14 protein-coding genes are annotated in these 19410 nt (G+C 49.8%); 11 read left to right on the forward strand and 3 right to left on the reverse strand.

Features of this window, described 5'->3' with window-relative positions; all coding sequences use genetic code 11:
- Positions 1–252 precede the first annotated feature (252 nt).
- Complete coding sequence (pdxK, locus tag ABEW73_RS23765) at positions 253–1065, forward strand: pyridoxine/pyridoxal/pyridoxamine kinase (RefSeq protein WP_076325345.1); 813 nt, start codon at positions 253–255, stop codon at positions 1063–1065.
- Between the two features lie 261 nt (positions 1066–1326).
- Positions 1327–1989: a YqaA family protein gene (locus ABEW73_RS23770; protein WP_430161705.1), complete on the forward strand. Its 663-nt coding sequence runs from the start codon at positions 1327–1329 to the stop codon at positions 1987–1989.
- A 125-nt stretch (positions 1990–2114) separates the two neighbouring features.
- On the opposite strand, the gene ABEW73_RS23775 is transcribed toward ABEW73_RS23770, so the two are convergent.
- Positions 2115–2735 carry a hypothetical protein gene (locus tag ABEW73_RS23775; protein WP_098749017.1) on the reverse strand — a complete coding sequence of 207 codons (621 nt, stop codon included), beginning with the start codon at positions 2733–2735 and terminating at the stop codon, positions 2115–2117.
- Positions 2736–3044: 309 nt separating this feature from the next.
- Between ABEW73_RS23775 and ABEW73_RS23780 the strand changes: the two genes are divergently transcribed.
- Positions 3045–4118 carry an ATP-binding protein gene (locus tag ABEW73_RS23780; protein WP_430161703.1) on the forward strand — a complete coding sequence of 358 codons (1074 nt, stop codon included), beginning with the start codon at positions 3045–3047 and terminating at the stop codon, positions 4116–4118.
- Positions 4119–4179: 61 nt separating this feature from the next.
- The gene (locus tag ABEW73_RS23785; protein ID WP_430161701.1) at positions 4180–5403 is read left to right on the forward strand and encodes an MFS transporter; all 1224 of its coding nucleotides are present in this window, start codon (positions 4180–4182) and stop codon (positions 5401–5403) included.
- Positions 5404–5570: 167 nt separating this feature from the next.
- On the opposite strand, the gene rnjA is transcribed toward ABEW73_RS23785, so the two are convergent.
- Entirely contained in the window at positions 5571–7289 is a 1719-nt protein-coding gene (gene rnjA / locus ABEW73_RS23790) for a ribonuclease J1 (RefSeq protein WP_430161699.1), read from the reverse strand.
- A 184-nt stretch (positions 7290–7473) separates the two neighbouring features.
- On the opposite strand from rnjA, the gene ABEW73_RS23795 reads away from it, so the two are divergent.
- Positions 7474–8226 carry a YqcI/YcgG family protein gene (locus tag ABEW73_RS23795; RefSeq protein WP_430161697.1) on the forward strand — a complete coding sequence of 251 codons (753 nt, stop codon included), beginning with the start codon at positions 7474–7476 and terminating at the stop codon, positions 8224–8226.
- Positions 8227–8552: 326 nt separating this feature from the next.
- Positions 8553–9956 carry a glycosyl hydrolase family 18 protein gene (locus ABEW73_RS23800; protein WP_430161695.1) on the forward strand — a complete coding sequence of 468 codons (1404 nt, stop codon included), beginning with the start codon at positions 8553–8555 and terminating at the stop codon, positions 9954–9956.
- Here the strand turns inward: ABEW73_RS23800 and ABEW73_RS23805 are convergent.
- On the reverse strand, positions 9951–10829 hold the full coding sequence (locus ABEW73_RS23805; RefSeq protein ID WP_430161693.1) for an AraC family transcriptional regulator: 879 nt from the start codon (positions 10827–10829) through the stop codon (positions 9951–9953). The two genes, ABEW73_RS23800 and ABEW73_RS23805, sit on opposite strands and share 6 nt — an antisense overlap.
- Positions 10830–11000: 171 nt before the next feature.
- On the opposite strand from ABEW73_RS23805, the gene yicI reads away from it, so the two are divergent.
- The 5 genes from yicI (at position 11001) to ABEW73_RS23830 (ending at position 19368) form a co-directional block, all read left to right on the forward strand.
- Positions 11001–13328, forward strand: a complete 2328-nt coding sequence (yicI, locus tag ABEW73_RS23810) for an alpha-xylosidase (protein ID WP_430161691.1) — start codon at positions 11001–11003, stop codon at positions 13326–13328.
- Positions 13329–13547: 219 nt separating this feature from the next.
- On the forward strand, positions 13548–15356 hold the full coding sequence (locus ABEW73_RS23815) for a sensor histidine kinase (RefSeq protein WP_430161689.1): 1809 nt from the start codon (positions 13548–13550) through the stop codon (positions 15354–15356).
- Positions 15331–16887 carry a response regulator gene (locus ABEW73_RS23820; protein WP_430161687.1) on the forward strand — a complete coding sequence of 519 codons (1557 nt, stop codon included), beginning with the start codon at positions 15331–15333 and terminating at the stop codon, positions 16885–16887. The genes ABEW73_RS23815 and ABEW73_RS23820 overlap by 26 nt, the downstream gene beginning before the upstream one ends.
- Before the next feature lie 595 nt (positions 16888–17482).
- Positions 17483–18445: an ABC transporter permease gene (locus ABEW73_RS23825; RefSeq protein ID WP_430161685.1), complete on the forward strand. Its 963-nt coding sequence runs from the start codon at positions 17483–17485 to the stop codon at positions 18443–18445.
- 14 nt (positions 18446–18459) lie between these two features.
- Positions 18460–19368, forward strand: coding sequence for a carbohydrate ABC transporter permease (locus ABEW73_RS23830; protein ID WP_430161683.1), 909 nt, complete (start codon positions 18460–18462; stop codon positions 19366–19368).
- The last annotated feature ends 42 nt before the right edge of the window (positions 19369–19410 follow it).

Below are 19410 nucleotides of genomic sequence, written 5' to 3' on the forward strand. Positions count from 1 at the left end.
TGCCCCCGGATTTCAACGATGTACATCGTGATTCAAAGGAAATCTGGGGGCAACAGCGATCGGAAGAACAATCCGCATGCGGAGTGTTGCTTTACCACTCAGAATTCGCCTTTGAATAAGACTACAAATCGACATCTGCGAATACGCCATCAATAAATAGGCTTCTTACGAATTCTACATCTGCTAATAGACGCCAATGGCAGTTTTTCTTATAATAGAGTAATCATTTTACAAGCGAAGGGAACATGGAACATGACGATACGAAAAGCACTAACAGTAGCGGGCTCCGATACGAGCGGCGGCGCTGGCATCCAGGCTGATCTGAAGACGTTTCAGGAATTTGACGTATACGGTATGACCGCACTGACGACGATTGTCTGCATGGAACCAAAGACATGGGACCATCAGGTTTTCCCGGTGGCGCTAGATATTGTAGAAACGCAGTTGAAAACCGTGCTCGAGGGCATTGGCATCGATGCCATGAAGACCGGCATGCTCGGATCCGTAGAGATCATCGAGCTCGTGTCCCAGTATATCGACCGCTATAATCTGGAACGGATCGTCATCGATCCGGTGATGGTTTGCAAAGGCACGGATGAAGTGCTGCAGCCGGAAAATACGGAAGCGATGCTGGAGTTCCTTCTCCCGCGCGCCGATCTGGTAACGCCAAACCTGTTCGAGGCGTCCCAACTGGCCAAGTCTGGCCCGATCACGACCCTGGATCAAATGCAGGAGGCTGCGGCCATTATTCATGAGCGCGGCGCGAAGAATGTACTGATTAAAGATAGAGGCAAGATCCGCGAAGGCAAAGCGATGGACCTGCTCTATGACGGAAACAGCTTTGAATGGTTCGAGGCAGATACCATTGTAACGAAGTACACCCATGGCGCGGGCTGCACGTCATCCGCTTCCATTACAGCTAATCTTGCTAAAGGCTTAACCGTTCGCGAGTCGGTACAGCAAGCGAAGGCATTCATTACCCAAGCCATCTCCAATGGCTTCCCGCTGAATGAATTCGTAGGTCCGACAAGACATTCCGCGCACCGCAGTTTATCTGCAAATTAAACAAAATACATTTTTTTGCAAGCTTATTCATGGATGAAATTCGGCTTGCAGAGAGTGACCCCAAACCTTTCTTTCAAGAAGAAAGGTTTTTTTGTTGTTAGTCGAACTCGCTGCATATAGTGTATAGGAGCAAAGGCATGCTTCGTTTTACGCGTTTTTTCCGCAGGGATAGAGCGGCTTAGGTCCTTTCCAGTATAATTATGTGCTATACTTTATACAGGGTCTGATAGAAACAGGAAGAAAATGTTTAGGGGTTGAGACATGTTTCAGGACATTTTGGATTTTTTGATCAAGTTTGGTCCATGGGGATTGTTTATTCATTCGTTTGCTGATGCTGTAATCTTTCCGGTTCCCGCCTTTTTTCTGCAAATTTCCCTAAGCATCATGCATCCACAGAATGCGCTGTGGCTTGCAACATATGGCTTTATCGGGTGCTTGTTGGGGACGCCGCTGGGATATTTAATCGGAAAGCTGCTTGGGAAGTCGGTACTATACAAGATCTTGAAAAAAGAGTGGATTGACGCTGCTACGAACATGTTTCAGAAAAACGGCGAGGCTGCTATATTGATTGGTTCTTTTACGCCGGTACCCTTTAAGGTGTTCACGATTCTATCGGGCTGCTTGAACTTCCCGTTATGGAGACTTCTTGGATATGCTGCCATAGGCAGAGCTACCAAGTTTTATGTGGTAGGTACCTTGTTTTACCTGTACGGTAACGCGGCAGAAGGTATGGTTAAGGATGTATCGTTATATATTGCGCTTATTGCCGTTCCGCTTCTGTTGATCGGTGTGTACTTTAATCGCAAACGCAAGCGTAAGAAAATGGAGCAGGAAAAGCTGGCTGAATCTACTCTCGAAACTAGCCCCGCTGTGGGCGAAAAGACGGTACTGGAGCAGACGTCGGACCAGACTCCATCCGCTTAATGCTAAACATGACGCGGGGGTTACCCCCGCGAGGAACATACAAAAAAGCAGCCGGGTGAGAGCCCGGCTGCTTTTTTCCAAGGTGTCAGAGAAACATATTTATATGATAGCTACATATTTCAGGTTTAACCAGTTTTTCCGAATCTGAAGAACTTGCCTCGGCCTTTCGTTGTCACAGGAGTAAACGTCGGTGATGGGGATAGCGGGGATGTCATGTCTTGAGCAAGATACCCGTGGAGAGGTCCACGGTAGACTTCATTCAACTGCGATGAATGGGAGAAATCCTCCGGCGTTACAAGATGGCAAGGCTTGTTCACAGGCCGCAGTCCTGCTTGCTCCAGCACCGTAGCAACAAAGTGGGAGCAGAAGAAAGCATCGTCACGATCAATATGAATCCGAAACAATATACCCAGCAGCCCTAGCAGATTATATTTGTAGCGGTCCTGATCACGCATCATCTCTTTGACAAGGTTGTGCATGCGTTGATAGTCTTCATTACTAACGCGGAAGCGATATACCGCGCATTCCGAAGTGTAGAAGAAGGGGTCGCGTAGATTCTCGCGAACTAAACCGCCGTCAAACGGGTTGTTCGCCTTCTTTCGCCCAAAGCTGTACACTTCGCGTAATTCGGAATCAAACGCGATGGATGCATGGTTGAGTGGGGCCTTCGTGAAATATTGGATCATTCTGCTGAACCAGGTGCCCGTGCCTGTAAGCACAATCCAAATATCTTGTTCCGTGTACATACTCGCAAACTCCTTTGTTAACGGTCCTAACGACTAGCAATTGTAAATGACTTGCTTTCTTTCACAATAAACGAAAAAGCCATAGCGTTCAAGTCAAAAAAAACCATTTTCTCTCAGTTTCACTAGAATAGCGCTGGAATTACCACCAAAAATTAGAAACCTCATCACAATATATTCGCCCCATGTCCAAATTATCCTTTGGTTTGCTTTATTTATATTTTTCAACAGGCGAGAGAAAAGGAGAAGCAAACCGATATCTCGAAATAGGTAAAACGATGGAACAATGAAAGACAGGAGGATCTCCAAACGATGATGAATAGTGAACGTCTCAGCTATGATTTTATGGTCCAAGCGATTGAAGTAGCGCCGATTGGAACCGTATTCATCGATTCAGAGGGGAGCATTATCAAAATTAATCCCGCTGCTTGCGTCATGCTGGGGTATGAGGCGGAAGAGTGTCTGCACCATCCCTATTACGATTGGATTTATCCGGAGGATGTGAATAAGGACAAAGATAGGATGGAGAAGCTAATGTCGGGTAAGAGCGCTTCTTTGCAATTGGAGAAGAGACTGATACATAAACAAGGCGATATCAGGTGGGTATCTTGTATGCTAAGCACAGCTCGTAGCAGGGAAGGAAGAACACTTGGCTATGTGGCGCATTTTATGGATATTACCGACATGAAAAAGGCTGCCCATCAAGAAGAGGAGCGGCTGATCCAGTCCGATAAGCTGTCCATGGCCGGTCAACTTGCGGCGGGGATCGCCCATGAAATCCGTAACCCCATGACTTCCATCAAAGGATTCGTGCAGCTCATTCGCTCCGGCGCCGGCCGGAAGGATGAATATTTCGATATTATCTCTTCGGAGATCGAAAGGATCGAGCTGATCGTAAGTGAGCTTCTGTTTTTGGCGAAGCCGCAAAGCGTAAAATTCGAGCGTGCCGATATCCGGCAGCTCCTGGACCAAGTGATTACTCTATTAAATACGCAGGCTATCATACATAACGTCGAGATTATAACGGATTTCGGAGAGCGAGAGGCCAATGTCGAGGGTGATGTGAATCATCTGAAGCAGGTGTTCATCAATTTTATTAAAAATGCCGTGGAATCCATGCCGGGTGGCGGGGAGTTGACCATTCGGCTGGAGAGAAGCGATGACCATACGGTGGCCATCCATTTTACGGATAATGGCTGCGGGATTCCAGAAGCAATCCTCTCTCGTCTCGGGGAACCGTTCTTCACCACGAAGGAGAAAGGCAATGGCCTGGGCTTCATGATCAGCAAGAAAATGATCGAGGACCACAAGGGACAGGTTCATGTATCTAGCAAGCTTCATGAGGGAACGTCAATAAAGGTAATTCTGCCGCTCAGCATAATCTAGCTTGACCAGGCGTATGGTTCGCTCTACATTATAGAAAGATATAGGAGAGGGGGCGGCCAACATGAGCAATATGCAATTGTTAAAAGAGCCGAAGCGGCGCAAGCTGCTGATCAGTGCGGGTGCCAGCTGGATGTTTGATGCGATGGATGTCGGAATGATTTCGTTTGTTGTTGCGGCATTGGCAGCCGAATGGTCGCTGAGCTCGCAGCAGGTAGGGATTTTGACAAGTACCACATCGATCGGGATGGTATTCGGCGCGGCCATGGCTGGATTCTTGGCGGATAAATATGGACGGAAAAATATTCTGCTGTGGACGCTGCTCATATTCTCGATCGCGAGCGGTCTTTCCGCGCTGGCTACCGGCTTTATCATGCTGTGTTTGATGCGCTTTATTGCCGGCTTCGGACTTGGCGGAGAGCTTCCTGTTGCATCCACGCTGGTATCGGAAAGCATGCCGGTTCATGAACGGGGAAGAGCGGTTGTGCTGTTGGAAAGCTTCTGGGCGGCAGGCTGGATACTATCCGCGCTCATCGCTTACTTTGTCATCCCGGATTACGGCTGGCGGGCTGCTTTTGTTATTGGAGCTCTGCCTGCCTTTTATGCGCTCTATCTGCGGCGTGCCATCGAGGATTCGCCAAGATATCTTGAGCAGAAAACTAAGGCTGCCCCTAAGCTGACCTTCGGGCAGCGAGTGGCTTCGGTCTGGTCGGTTGAACATCGGCGTACGAGCATTATGCTGTGGGTGCTGTGGTTTACGGTCGTATTCTCGTATTACGGCATGTTCCTGTGGCTTCCGACCGTGATGGTCGATAAAGGGTTCAGTCTGGTCCGAAGCTTTCAGTATGTGTTGATTATGACGCTTGCCCAGTTGCCGGGTTATTTTACGGCCGCGTACTTTATAGAAAAGTTCGGACGGAAATTCGTTCTCGTTACCTATTTGGTGCTTACAGCCTTTAGTGCAATCTGGTTTGGTTACGCCAACACGGAAGGTTCGCTGCTGGCAGCAGGCATTTCCTTGTCATTCTTCAATCTGGGAGCATGGGGAGGTTTATATGCCTACAGTCCCGAACTCTATCCGACGAAGGTTCGTTCAACGGGGGTTGGGCTAGCAACGTCGTTTGGACGGATCGGCGGCGTTATTGCGCCGCTGCTCGTCGGGGTGTTGAAGCAAAATGGCACCCGGATCGAATTCATTTTCGTGATGTTTTTCGTGACCATCCTGATCGGTGCGCTCGGCGTACTCGTACTTGGCAAGGAAACGAAAGGGCTGGAGCTTGCGGACTAAGGCTGAAGACCGCGTTTAGATGATTTTTTTCTTGCGATATCAGGGCAGGACATGCTTCGAGTGTATACTTTCTGATATCTGAAAAAAGGGTGGATCCGAAGGTTCAAATGACCTTGGATCCACCCTTTTATGTTGAAATACGGTTAAGGCTCAGAGTGACCGGAGTATTATACTTCCATAATGGAAGGCATAATGTACGGGCTGCGGCCCAGTTCCCTTTTAAAATAACGGTTGAGTGTGTTGTTTGTCATCTGTTCCCAGGCAGCGCGGTTGTATTCGCGCTGTTCACCGGCTTTGTTCAGCTGTTTGCGCAGCATCGCTTCAGCCCGGCGCAGAAGAGGCTTGGAGTCCTGCATATATACAAAACCGCGGGTAATCAGCTCCGGCCCGGAGAGCAGCTTGCGCGTCTCGCGATTGATGGTGATGGCGACGATGACAACGCCATCGTGAGCGAGCTGTACTCGTTCCTCAAGCAATTCCTTCTCATGGGTACGCAGCTCTCCATTGTTGATGTAGACGTCTCCAGAGGGGATGTTCCGGCCTTTACGCGCATAGTTGCGGAATAGGGACAGCGTATTCCCAATGTTCATCAAGTAAACATTGCTGTCGGAAACCCCAACCTGCACGGCGAGGTGACGATGATTGAGCATCATCCGGTATTCCCCGTGGATCGGCACAAAATACTTGGGACGCAAGCTGCTGATCATAAGCTTCAAATCTTCGCGGCAGCCGTGACCCGAAGTGTGGATATCGAGAATGGAGCCGTATTTAACTTCCGCTCCGGCCCGCATCAAGAGATCGATGCTGCGATTGACGTTCTGGGTATTCCCAGGAATCGGCGAAGACGAGAAAATAACGGTATCCTCCGGATGAATCTGGATCGAACGATGGGCACCTGAAGCGATGCGTGTCAGTGCCGCATTTGGCTCGCCCTGACTGCCTGTACAAATAATCAGCACCTGGTCATCGCGATAACGATTAACGGCTTTCACATCAATCATCATGCCGTCCGGCACGCGAATATATCCAAGCTCCTGACCAATCACAAATACCTTCTCCATGCTGCGGCCGACGATGGCGATTTTGCGGCCTGTTCGGATGGCAGCTTCAACAACCTGTTGCAGACGATGAACGTTCGAAGCAAAGGTGGCAAACAGGATCCGTCCGGGACATTCCCGGAACAGACGCAGAATGGAATCGCCGACGGTGCGTTCAGAAGGGGTAAACCCGTCCCGCTCGCTATTGGTACTGTCAGCCATCAGGGCCAGGACGCCACGCGCGCCGATATGAAGAATTTTATGCAGATTGGCAGGCTTGTCCTCCGGCGTAAAGTCAAATTTAAAGTCTCCGGTATGTACGATCGGCCCGTACGGGGTTTCCACAACGATCCCGAAGGCATCCGGAATGCTGTGGGTGGTTCTAAAGAAATGAACGGAAAGATGACGGAATGAAATCGTTTCGTCTTCATGGAATATGCGCAGATCACTCTGATCCAGCAGCCGATGCTCCTCCAGCTTCGCACGAACCAGGCCGATGGTCAGTGCCCCGCCATAGATCGGCATTTGGATTTGACGAAGCACATAGGGAATAGCCCCAATATGATCTTCATGTCCATGGGTCAGGAACATACCCTTTACTTTATGTTTGTTATCCAGTAAATAACGAATGTCTGGAATAATATAATCGACGCCACTCATTTCGGCATCCGGGAATTTCAGCCCGGCATCGATGATAATAATCTCATTTTTGAATTCCACACCGTACATGTTCTTGCCGATTTCGCCAAGCCCTCCCAGCGCAAAGATGCGCACAGGTGGAGCGGAAGGCCTCGGTTTTTTGGCGGGTTTGGCAGTTTGAATCTGATCTGTTAACAGGGGTTTAGACATAATGTGAAAGAATCCTCTCTATGGTAATTAAGGCATAAGCCTGGTCATTTTAATTTCTTCTCTACTAAAGATATCAGAAAGTTCAAGCTTTTGGGAAACGCTTTTCAAAATTCATGTGCATTTCGCACGAGACAGTCACCTATTTTTGCCCACTCTTATATGCTGTAGAAGAGGGGGGCTCGTGATGAGCGGTTTATTGAGGTTGGACGATATGGATGCTGTCCATGGATTGCAGGAGGAATGGCAGCGGAAAGCGATAACCAAGCTGACCGAGAAAATGACGGACCGTTACGCCAAATTCCCTTGTATTCCCGCAGTGCAAGGACATGCACTGAATCATTTTAGATACGGCTTTATTCATCAAGGCGAATCACAGGCCGCGGCGGAACAGCTGGCTGCTCTGCTGCGCGAGTACGGCCTCGGCTCCAGGGACTTCGGGCCATATACTTCACTTGTCGTCATGATCTGTACGGAGCATGGCCGCGATAGCCTGGAAGGCACCCAATATTATGAGCGCTTGTTCTGGCAGCTGTTAAGCCGGACAACCGAATACGATACGGAGCCTTGGCCGGCGGATCTGCCGGAGGAGCCTACGGATCATCTGTGGGAATTTTGTTTTGCAGGCGAACCTTATTTTGTTTATTGCGGCACACCGGCACATGAGCTTCGCCAGAGCAGATACTTTCCCTACATGATGCTTGCTTTTACGCCTCGTTGGGTTCTGAAGCACTTCAATGCCCGAACAAGGCAAGCAGAACACACCAAGGGATTGATTCGTCAGCGGTTAGCCAAATATGATCCCGTACCACCGCACCCTGACTTGAAGTTCTACGGGGCGGAGGATAACTATGAATGGAAGCAATATTTTTTGCGGGATAACACGGAGTCACTATCGAAATGTCCGTTTACAAGGCGGCACAAAGAGATCAATCTATAATAAGAGAAATAACACGTTGCTATCATCATACCCTAAATCCGAGTCAGGGTTAACCATGCTTTCTATTGAAGAGCTGCCTCATTCGCGGTAATCCGCAGTGTGACAGCCTTTTTTGCGTAGAAGAGCTGATAGGCCACAGGGTATAGGATTTTGTCCCTGAATAAGTAAATCTTATCCTTGTTGTACAAAAAATGACCAAGTTACACTTAAAGTGCGTCATATCATTTTATCTGTATGCGTTAGGAGGTGTGTATGGTACGAAGCTTTCACCAGCTTTGAAACCGCTTTAATAAACAAAATCAATTGGCGAAGGAGTTGTTTGATGAATGACAAGGTTGTCCAGAACGATGAGAGGATGGATTCTCGGATTCATCGCCGTGCTGGTACTTAGTTTGTTCCCTGTGTACAAGGTTCAAGCCGCTGAGGTTTGTACGGAGCCTGCTTGGAGCAGTTCTGCCGTATATGGCGGGGGTAATATCGTATCCTACAACGGTCATGCCTGGAAAGCGAAATGGTGGACACAGGGCGAGGTACCTGGAACGACAGGACAATGGGGGGTATGGGAGGACCTTGGAGATTGCACTCCTGGGACACCGCCCGTCGATCCTCCGGTGGATCCTCCAGTAGATCCTCCAGTAGACCCTCCGCTGCCTGGTGACCGTATGTATGTCGCTTACGCGAGCTCTTGGAACACCAGTATTTACGATCTGACGACTGCCAGCATTCCCAATTACATTACCCATCTCAATCTTGCATTCGTAAGGCCGGATACCACGTATACCCAAGGGTCCTACGCGTTTGATCAAGCCGTTGCGGGATTGGAATTTGTGGAAGGGGCGACCACCCCGAACGGCCAACGTAAATTTACAGCCCAGCAGTCCCAGGATCTGCGTAACAATATCGCATCTCTTAGAGCCCGCGGAACAAAAGCATTCTTATCGGTAGGAGGCTGGTCATACAGCCAAGGTTCACAGTGGTCCGGATTCAATGCCAAGAACATAGTGGATTTGGCTCTCGATCTTGGCGCTGCCGGCGTCGACATTGACTGGGAATCCAGCGGCAGCAGCTGCAACAAAGGAACAGCCGCTCAGTTCAGCTGCACTAAGGATGGAGAAATCGCGGGCATTATTACGAGTCTCTATAATGAAATCCATGCAAGAAATGCGAATCTGCAGATTTCCATCGCCGGTTGGTCCACGGGCGCTTATTACGTGAAAGGAACGCCGTTTGAAGAAGGCAAGGTCCAATGGGGGTCTCCTTTTGGCGGTACCATGTACCGCGTAGTCAAGGATCATGGCAGTAAGATCAACTTCATCAATCTGATGTCCTACGATGGCGGTATTTATTACGATCCGCGTGAAGGCTATGAATCGTATAAGGCGATATACAACGGACCTATCAATATGGGCATGCAGATTGCACCGGAGGGATCCGGCGGGGCCGTCCTGCAACTGAATGCCGCACCGGGCACGGTATACGATGCCGATATGATGAACGGTCAGAATAATATCGCAACGCCCTATTATAATGTAGAAACGATGGTGAACTATATTAAGAATAAGGGAAGAGCGAATGATGGATTCATGCTGTGGCAGCTCTGGAAACAGCGGGTTCATCAGCCAGCCCCGTCAGGTGCTGCGAATGAGAACAGCGCGGGCCAGTACGTTTGCCGAAACCTGCCGCTTCCGGGGGATTGCAATCAGACCATACCGAGCCTGCCGAAATTATAGTTTTTTCCGATACTCCGAAGGCGTGCAGTCCATGACCTTACGGAAGACCCGAACAAAATAACTGATGTGCCCAAATCCGACATCGAGTGCGATGTCGGATATTTTATTGTCCGGCTGACGAAGGAGTTCCGCTGCCTGGCGAACACGATAGGAATTCATATAGTCCACAGGCGTTTGCCCGGTCATGGATTTGAAAAAGCGGCAGAACTGGCCTTCGCTCATCGGGATCAAATCAGCCAGCTCACTCAGCCGGATGGGACGGTGATAATGATTCTGGATGTAGAGAATGACTTTCTTCAAGCGTTCCGTTCTCACCATATCCGCTGCTTCGCTCCGGCTCCGGTTGACCAGTCGGCCAGAGGATGCGGCCTGAAATAACATGAGAAACAGATGTCCCTTAATAGCGACCTCATAACCGGCAGGTTGGTGCTTCGACAGCAGCATCATTTCCTTTATATGCCGAAGCAGCTGCTCATCGGTCTCGGATGTCATCCATCTTGGAAAGGTGGCTCTCCGCTCCTGAAAGGGAACAATCATCCCTTCTTGGACAAGATCGTAGCTGCTGCTTGCAAGCATGCCGAAATCGAACACCATCGCACAGAAGCTGCACCCATGATCGCCCCGGGCATGACCGGTGTGAAGGTCTCCTCCATCGATAAATATCGCTTCACCCGCCCGGACAGGGATATATTCCGAGTCGATCTGAAACAGAACCTCGCCTTCGATCACGTAGAAAATTTCCGTTTCCTTATGCCAATGGGAGTCTACCACATGGGCACCGGGGGCAAATTGATGCCAGTAGGCACCAAACGGGAAGCGTTCATTTCCGTGGACGGTGCTTTCTTTTAACGACTGGCGAAAGGATTGATCCATCATATACCTCCTTGGAATGAATAGCCGCTTGAATGATGTCATCTTATATCAAGATTGTGCTATAAAATAACGTAATACTGTTAGAATGGCCTTAAATAGATCAGTATAATGATATTATAACGCTTACATCTTAAAGTTCAATTTTCATCATATAGAAAGGCGGATTAAAAAATGAAATTTACAGACGGCAATTGGCTTATCCGGGAAGGATATTCCGTTTCGGGAGCGGTTCAGGCTTATGATTTTGCGGTAAAAGGAGATACGTTGACAGCCTATGCCTCCACGGCCCCGATTCCAGGTAGAGGAGCAACCATTAATGCACAGCTGATCACCGTGCAGTTTCATTCTCCGGCGCCCGGCATCATCGGTGTAAAGCTGGTGCACTATGCGGGGGTAAGAGATCGCGGACCTGCATTCGAATTGTACAAACAGGAAGGTGACCATACGGTCATTGAAGAGAATGATCAGGAAGCGGTTCTTCGCAGCGGCAATTTGAGCGTTGTGATCAAGAAAGGCCCGGAATGGTCGGTTCACTTCTATAGAGGAGAAGAACGCATTACCGGCAGCAGAGCCAAATCGATGGCACATATCGTGGAAGATGGCGGACAGACCTATATGCGCGAAGAGCTGGATCTTGGCGTAGGCGAGTGGGTATACGGTCTTGGTGAGCGATTCACTTCGTTTGTGAAGAATGGCCAGGTCGTGGATATTTGGAACCAGGATGGTGGTACAAGCTCCGAGCAAGCCTATAAAAATATTCCGTTCTATCTGACGAATAAGGGCTATGGCGTGTTTGTCAACCAACCGGACCTCGTATCCTTTGAAGTGGCTTCGGAGAAAGTGAAGAAAGTGCAGTTCAGCGTGCCAGGCGAGTCACTGGAGTACTTTGTTATTGACGGGCCTGATCCGAAAGGCGTGCTGGACAAATACACGAACCTGACAGGCAAACCGGCACTGCCGCCGGCTTGGACCTTCGGATTGTGGCTTTCGACCTCTTTTACAACCCAATATGACGAAGCAACCGTAAACTCCTTTGTTGACGGTATGCTGGAGCGCGATATCCCGCTGGAAGTGTTCCACTTTGACTGCTTCTGGATGAAGGGGCTCAACTGGACGGACTTTCAATGGGATGAAGAGGTTTTCCCGGATCCTGAAGGCATGCTGAAGCGTTTGAAAGAAAAAGGCTTGAAAATCTGCGTGTGGATCAATCCGTATATCGCGCAGCGCTCGCGTCTCTTTGAGGAAGGCCGTGAGAAGGGCTATCTGGTGAAAAAAGCGAATGGTGATGTGTGGCAGTGGAATCTGTGGCAGCCGGGTATGGCGCTGGTGGACTTCACGAATCCGGACGCGTGCGAGTGGTATGCAGGGTACCTGCGCGAGCTGGCAGATATGGGCGTCGATAGCTTCAAGACGGATTTCGGCGAACGCATTCCGACGGATGTTGTTTATTTTGACGGTTCCGATCCGCATAAAATGCACAATTATTATACTCAGCTCTATAACAAAGTGGTCTTTGATGTGCTGGTGGAGAAATTCGGCAAGAATCAGGCAGCCGTATTTGCACGCTCTGCAACCGTAGGCGGACAGCAGTTCCCTGTTCACTGGGGCGGCGATTGCTATGCCGATTATGAATCGATGGCGGAGAGCCTTCGCGGCGGCTTGTCCCTTGGTCTCGGGGGCTTCGGCTTCTGGAGCCATGACATCGGCGGTTTCGAAAATACGGCTCCGGCGCATGTATTCAAACGCTGGCTGGCATTTGGCTTGCTGTCCAGTCACAGCCGTCTGCACGGCAGCAGCTCTTACCGGGTACCGTGGTCTTATGACGAGGAGGCAGTGGACGTTACGCGCTTCTTCACGAAGCTGAAGAGCCGTCTGATGCCTTATCTGTTCCATACTGCCGTACAGGCATCGGAGCAAGGGGTGCCAAGCATGCGCGCCATGTTCCTGGAATTTCCGGGAGACCCGGCCGTCGAAATGCTGGATCGTCAATATATGCTGGGAGATTCCCTGCTTGTGGCACCGGTATTCAGCGAGAACGGCGACGTGAAGTATTATCTGCCGAAGGGGCGCTGGACGCATCTGTTAACCGGAGAAACGGTGGATGGCGGAACCTGGCGCAAGGAAACGTACGATTTCCTCGGGTTGCCGTTGTTTGTACGCAGCAACTCGTTCCTCGCCTTGGGAGCAACCGACAACCGTCCGGAATATGACTATGCAGACGGAGCCCAGCTTGGCTTGTATGCGTTGGAAGACGGCAGCGAGGCCTCGGTCACCGTTCGCAACATGAACGGGGAGAGCGAACTGGTTGTGCGGGCAGTACGTGCAGGCAGCCGAATTGATTTTACGGTGGAAGGCAGCGGCAAGCCATTCTCCGTGAAGCTTCATGACATGTGTGCCGTTTTATCTGTGGAGGGCTCGGGAGTGAGCCTGCAAGAAGACAGCATTCAAGTGGAAGCCGGACAACATGCGGTGACCTTCACGGCAGCTCTGGAAGGGTAAGCTTGGTGAACGCCTGTTTGATAAAAAGGAAAAAAGCATAGCGAAGATGAGCCCGGACCAGCCTTATGCTGGAGTCGGGCTTCTTCCATATTTTAGCTGGCCTTGAACAAACGGCAATGCTGATATAATAGGCCTGCGGCAGGTTTATTCACGAGTAGTTGTAACCGTTTTCTTTTAAAGGCTTGCCGAAGATTAAAGGACAGGAGCGAAGACGGTCCGATGTTATCTTATTTCATCCAACTTGTGAATGACATGAAAATCCGCAAAAAATTGATATTGTCATTTGTTGTCGTGGTCTTTGTGCCGGTAGCCATCGTGGGGATATTCCTTACGGGCGAGCTCCGCAAATTTGCTTTCAACAATGCGTTGGAGCAGGCTTACCAGAACGTGGACCGGGTCAAGAAACGGTCAACCGAAGTCATCAACGTGGCAGACGATTTATCCTATCGGCTATCCTACGACGAGCGTCTGAGAAATCTTGCTAACCGGCAATATGAAAGCGTATACGACGTATTTGTGGCTTACAGGGAGTATCCCGATTTACAGCAGGCGATACGGATGTACAAGGAAATATCGAATATCCGCTTCTACAGTGAGAACCCCACCATGCTGAACAATTGGGAGTTCCTTTATCCCGAGGATGGAATCAAGAGAACGGAATGGTATCAGCGAGCCGAGGATGATATCGGAGTCATCTACTGGGACTATATTACGGATGAGCGAGATCAGAAGGTGTACCTCAGCTTAATCAAGGGGGTTGATCTTGGAAGCAAGGACAATCGCGGTGTACTGGTAATAAATGTCAATACGGGTATGCTGAACACGATCCTCAGTCAAGAAACGTTTGACACCATCATTGTGGACAGCAATAACAATATTGTCGCCGCTAACCGCCCGGAGCTGTACGGGAAGACGCTAGCCGAGATTCAAGATACCAGCGGGGTCGTCTACAACGCGAGCGGAAGCTTCGAATCGGTCATCCATGATGAAGCCTCCAAGGTACTGATTGAACCGTTGAATACGGAATCCGGGGTGAATGGCCTGCGCATTATTTCCATATTTTCGATTGATAGCATCGTGGCGGACGCCAACCGGATCAGCAAGCTGGCGATGACGGTCATCATCATCAGTCTGCTGCTGGCTGTTCTTTTGATCTACAGCTTCTCCTCACTGATCTCTAATCGGCTGTTGCGCCTCAGCAAGCATATTACGAAGGTAGGTACCGGCAACCTTGGCGTTGCTATGGAAATTGACGGCAAGGATGAGATCGGCCAGTTATCCCGCCAATTCAACTCCATGGTCGGTAACATTAATGACCTGATGAACGAAGTGCAGGAGTCCAATGAACAGAAACGGTTAATGGAGCAGAAGCAGAACGAAATTAAATTCAAAATGATGGCCAGTCAGATCAATCCGCACTTTTTGTTTAATGCCTTAGAGTCTATTCGCATGGAGGCGCATCTCAAGGGGGAGGACGAAATCGCCAGGATTGTGCGTCTGCTCGGTAAAATGATGCGAAGCAATCTCGAGATAGGCAGCGGAAAAACAACGATAAAAGACGAGATTGAGATGGTGCAGTGTTATCTGGATATTCAAAAATTCCGCTATGAGGATCGTCTGAAATATGAACTTCTGGTAGATCCCGAAGCCGATCGGGTCAGAATCCCGCCGCTGATCATACAACCGCTTGTGGAGAATGCGGTCATACATGGGATGGATCACAAGGAAGAGGGAACTTTTATCAGGGTGAGGGTCACGGCCAGCGAAGGGAAACTGCACGTCATGACCGAGGATAATGGAGCGGGCATAACCTTGGAGCGATTGCAGATGATCTATGGTTATTTGAACGATACCGATGAGAAGGACGGAGGACGGATCGGGCTCCGGAATGTTCATGTCCGTCTGCAGCTTACCTACGGTCCTGAAGCGGGTCTGATCATTTATAGCGAACCAGGGATTGGAACGCGCATTACATTCAGTATTCCGACAGGAGGAGAGAGCGATGATGAAAGTGTTAATCGTGGATGACGAACCCAAGCTGCGCGAAGGACTGAAGAGCATTGTGCCATGGACCGAGCTTGGGTATCAGGTTGTTGGTACCGCAGCGAACGGGAGCGAAGCGCTGGAGAAGCATGGGATGTATGACCCGGATTTGATGCTGATTGATATCCGAATGCCGGGAATGGACGGATTGCAGCTGATCGAAGCCATCCGAAACCTGGATTCCGAGATTCACCTGCTCATCCTGAGCGGATATGCTGATTTTGATTATGCCAAGCGGGCGATTTCCCATCGCGTGGACGGATACCTATTGAAACCGGTGGATGAGGATGAGCTGAGCAAGTATTTGCTTCAGATTAAAGAAGCCATCGAGCAGGAACAGGAGAGGAAGGCGCTGAATAGGGCCGCCTCCGATATGAGCCGCGAGCAGTTCATTCAGACATGGTTCAATCCGGAGAGTAAGCCCGATCCGGCGGCTTTACGGCATATCGCCGAGCGGTCAGGACTGTTATGGAACCATTACCAAGTGCTGATTATTCATCATAACGGCTACGATGAATCCGGTGAGGGAGCCGACGACCGGTTGAAAATCCAGCTGATTGAAGCTTTTGAAGAGAACGGCCGCGGCACGGTCTTTTCCATGCACGGACAACTCGGCGTTCTAATGCCCAGCCCGGTACTGACGGCAGGAGGGCGGAAGGAATTGCTTCAGACGGTGGAGGATGCTGCCACACTGGCAGGTAGGTCAATTACGGCTTCATTGGGGCGCCAGGTTCATCGTCTGGAGGATGTAGCCGATTCGTACCGTTGTGCGAAGGAACGGATTCGCGAACGCTTCTTCTATCCTCCCGGCGAGTTGTTATTTCCTGAATCCAAGCGGTTTGCTGGCGACATAACGGATGAAGAGCGGCAACCTTATGATCCGGAGCAGCTGATGAAGCAGCTCTATTACGCCGTAGATGTAGGCAATGTCGAGGTGCAGCGGAAGCTGCTGCATGCTGCCGCGTATGCGATGGTGAATGAGGGATACACGGAGGAGAGGATGAAGGGGGCGTTCGTGGAGCTCCTTACCGGCGTGCACAACAAGCTGATGCAGCATCAGCCAGAGCTGCAATCCCGCACGAAGGAATATTCGGATCGGATTGCCGCGATATTCCGCCAGCGCACGGCCTATGATTTGTGCCGCCATTCGTCCCAATTCCTGGAGGACCTGATCTGGCAGACGGGGGATGGCGGACGAGATCAGGAGATGAAGCGGATTATGGATCTGATTCAGCGCAATTACAATGAGAATCTTAAACTGGAAACGCTGGCCTCCGTATTTAATTACAACAGCGCCTACCTGGGGAAGATGTTCAAGAATACAACCGGAGAATACTTCAATACGTACCTCGATAAGGTCCGGATCAACAAGGCCAAGGATTATCTGAAACAGGGCATGAAGGTGTATCAGGTTGCGGAGAAGGTCGGGTATACGAACGTCGACTATTTTCATAGCAAATTCAAAAAGTACGTCGGTACCTCTCCATCCAATTTCCGCAAGGAGCTGGACCTGTAATTAGTCGTCATTGACGTAACGCTGATTTGCACAAGTGGCCGAGCCCGGATGTGGCCCCGAGGTTATACAGCCTATTGTGACAGAGTATCGCATGAGTAGCCGCAGTGAGCCGGCGCACGGCAAATAGGCTTTAAGCAGCTGCGCATCGTCGATGTCGTATTCTAAAGGTTTATAATTGTTCTTCTCCTGTAGTTTCCACTTACTATACAACCAGACTAAACATAAGTACTTTCATATCGCTGCCCTTTAAGACGCGACTAAGGTACGCGTCTTTTTTATTTCCTCCTACCTCCCCCAAGACATGATTGGGGGAGCCAACTGCTGGGAAGCTCCGAGCGGAGGGGCCGGAATCGTATCGTAGAAGCGCCAGCGCTCGCCTTTAAAGCCGGGAAACCACCTTGCCATATCAACCGAAGTTTCCCGGCTTTAACAGCGATCGGAGATACGATCCGGACACGGAGCGGACGAAAGGGTTTTTCAGCATTTTCTCCTCATGTAATGTCTAATTTTTATATGATTTTTAAACCAATCCTTCGGGTACTTCCCCGCCGCAGCTTGGTTTATCATCAGGATATACAAGAGAGGAGGGGTTGGTTTGAAAGCGGTAACAAAGACGGGGAGCAGCATCCAACCTGCCGCCAAGAAAAAGAAAGGCTTTTGGGCCACTTTCAAAGAGCAGAAAGTACTGTATGGAATGTCGCTTCCTTTCATCGTCATTGTGTTCATCTTCAGCTACATGCCGGTCTGGGGCTGGTTGATGGCATTCCAGAATTACAAGCCGGGCAAAGGGATCTTCGAGCAAAAATGGGTGGGCCTGGACCATTTCGTGACACTCTTCTCGGATGATAAGTTCTATCTGGTGTTGCGAAATACACTCGCCATGAGTTTTATGGGATTGATCGTTGGTTTTACGATTCCGATCCTATTCGCAGTCTTGTTGAATGAGCTTCGTGGAAGCGTATTCAAGAGGACCGTACAGACGATATCTTATCTACCGCATTTTGTGTCCTGGGTCGTGGTAGCAGGTATCGTGACCAAAATGCTGTCCACAGATGGAGGCGCTGTCAATCAGCTGCTGATGTGGCTGGGGTTCATTGATGAACCGATACAGTTTATGGCTCAGGGGAACCTGTTTTGGTATATCGTAACAGGCTCTGATATATGGAAGGAAATGGGCTGGAGCGCGATCATTTATTTGGCAGCGATTTCAGGAATTGATCAGGAGCAATTCGAAGCAGCCAAGGTTGACGGCGCAAGCCGACTTCGCCAAATATGGCATATTACGCTGCCAAGCATCGCCCCTACGATTGCAATTCTAATGATCATGTCCATCGGACATCTGATCAGCATCGGCTTCGAGAAGCAGTTCTTGCTGGGTAATCCGCTGGTGGTGGATTATTCCGAAGTGTTGGATCTGTATGCGCTGAATTACGGCCTTGGGATGGGACGTTTCTCCTTCGGTACGGCAATCGGGATGTTCAACTCCATTGTAAGTATCCTCTTATTGCTGCTCGCTAACGGCGTATTCAAAAAATTCACGAAGCAATCGATTATGTAGGGGAGGGAAGCAGCATGGCACGAACCAAAACAGCATTCAAGCCCACGCTCTCCGACCGCGTGTTTGATATGGTTAACTTTACATTTATGGCACTGGTCATGATTGTCACTCTGTATCCGTTCCTGAATGTTCTTGCGATATCGCTGAACGATTCCGTGGATACGGTACGCGGGGGGATCTATCTCTGGCCGCGGGAGTTTACGCTGGAGAACTATGTTCAGATCTTTAAATACGACGGTTTGATTACCGGCGCCAAAATTACGATTCTCCGTACGCTGTCAGGAACACTCCTGGGCTTGGTCAGCGGAACGATGCTGGGTTATGTCCTCAGCAGGGTAGATTTTCAGGGAAGAAAGTTCATGTCCGTATTCCTGGCCATGACTATGTACTTCTCCGGCGGGATGATTCCGGTCTTCATTCTGATCCGCGACTTGAACATGATGAATTCGTTTCTTGTTTACATCATTCCGGGGATGGTGAGCGCATTTAACGTATTCGTTATCCGGTCTTTCATCGACAGCTTGCCATATTCGCTTCAGGAATCAGCCAAGCTTGACGGAGCTAATGATTTTACGATCTATTACAAAATCATTCTCCCTCTCTGTAAGCCCGTTCTGGCTACTATCGCTTTGTTTCTGGCAGTCGGTCAGTGGAATTCTTGGTTCGATACGTATCTCTATAACGGCAACGCCCCCCATCTCACGACGCTCCAATTCGAGCTGATGAAGGTGCTGCAAAGCACGCAGGGACAAACAAGCGGCATGATGTCCGGGCAGAATATGGCCGAAATCGTGAAGCAGGTGTCGCCGGAATCGATCAAAATGGCGATCACAATTGTGGTTACGGTTCCAATATTGCTCGTCTATCCGTTCCTGCAGCGGTATTTTGTGAAGGGGATGACGCTTGGAGCGGTGAAAAGCTAAGGGCATGTACGGTATCAGCAGTCATTACGTCTGTTATACGAT

Origin of the sequence: Paenibacillus lautus (genome assembly GCF_050482385.1) — a bacterium.
Classification (GTDB): Bacteria; Bacillota; Bacilli; order Paenibacillales; family Paenibacillaceae; genus Paenibacillus_AQ; species Paenibacillus_AQ lautus_B.

Bases quoted from the DNA above. Each gene is read 5' to 3' on its own strand.
- ABEW73_RS23775 (WP_098749017.1), bottom strand. From the start codon at position 2,735: ATGTACACGGAACAAGATATTTGGATTGTGCTTACAGGCACGGGCACC.
- ABEW73_RS23785 (WP_430161701.1), top strand. From the start codon at position 4,180: ATGAGCAATATGCAATTGTTAAAAGAGCCGAAGCGGCGCAAGCTGCTG.
- ABEW73_RS23800 (WP_430161695.1), top strand. From the start codon at position 8,553: ATGACAAGGTTGTCCAGAACGATGAGAGGATGGATTCTCGGATTCATC.
- yicI (WP_430161691.1), top strand. From the start codon at position 11,001: ATGAAATTTACAGACGGCAATTGGCTTATCCGGGAAGGATATTCCGTT.
- pdxK (WP_076325345.1), top strand. From the start codon at position 253: ATGACGATACGAAAAGCACTAACAGTAGCGGGCTCCGATACGAGCGGC.
- ABEW73_RS23780 (WP_430161703.1), top strand. From the start codon at position 3,045: ATGATGAATAGTGAACGTCTCAGCTATGATTTTATGGTCCAAGCGATT.
- ABEW73_RS23795 (WP_430161697.1), top strand. From the start codon at position 7,474: ATGAGCGGTTTATTGAGGTTGGACGATATGGATGCTGTCCATGGATTG.
- ABEW73_RS23805 (WP_430161693.1), bottom strand. From the start codon at position 10,829: ATGGATCAATCCTTTCGCCAGTCGTTAAAAGAAAGCACCGTCCACGGA.
- rnjA (WP_430161699.1), bottom strand. From the start codon at position 7,289: ATGTCTAAACCCCTGTTAACAGATCAGATTCAAACTGCCAAACCCGCC.
- ABEW73_RS23830 (WP_430161683.1), top strand. From the start codon at position 18,460: ATGGCACGAACCAAAACAGCATTCAAGCCCACGCTCTCCGACCGCGTG.
- ABEW73_RS23815 (WP_430161689.1), top strand. From the start codon at position 13,548: ATGTTATCTTATTTCATCCAACTTGTGAATGACATGAAAATCCGCAAA.
- ABEW73_RS23820 (WP_430161687.1), top strand. From the start codon at position 15,331: ATGATGAAAGTGTTAATCGTGGATGACGAACCCAAGCTGCGCGAAGGA.
- ABEW73_RS23770 (WP_430161705.1), top strand. From the start codon at position 1,327: ATGTTTCAGGACATTTTGGATTTTTTGATCAAGTTTGGTCCATGGGGA.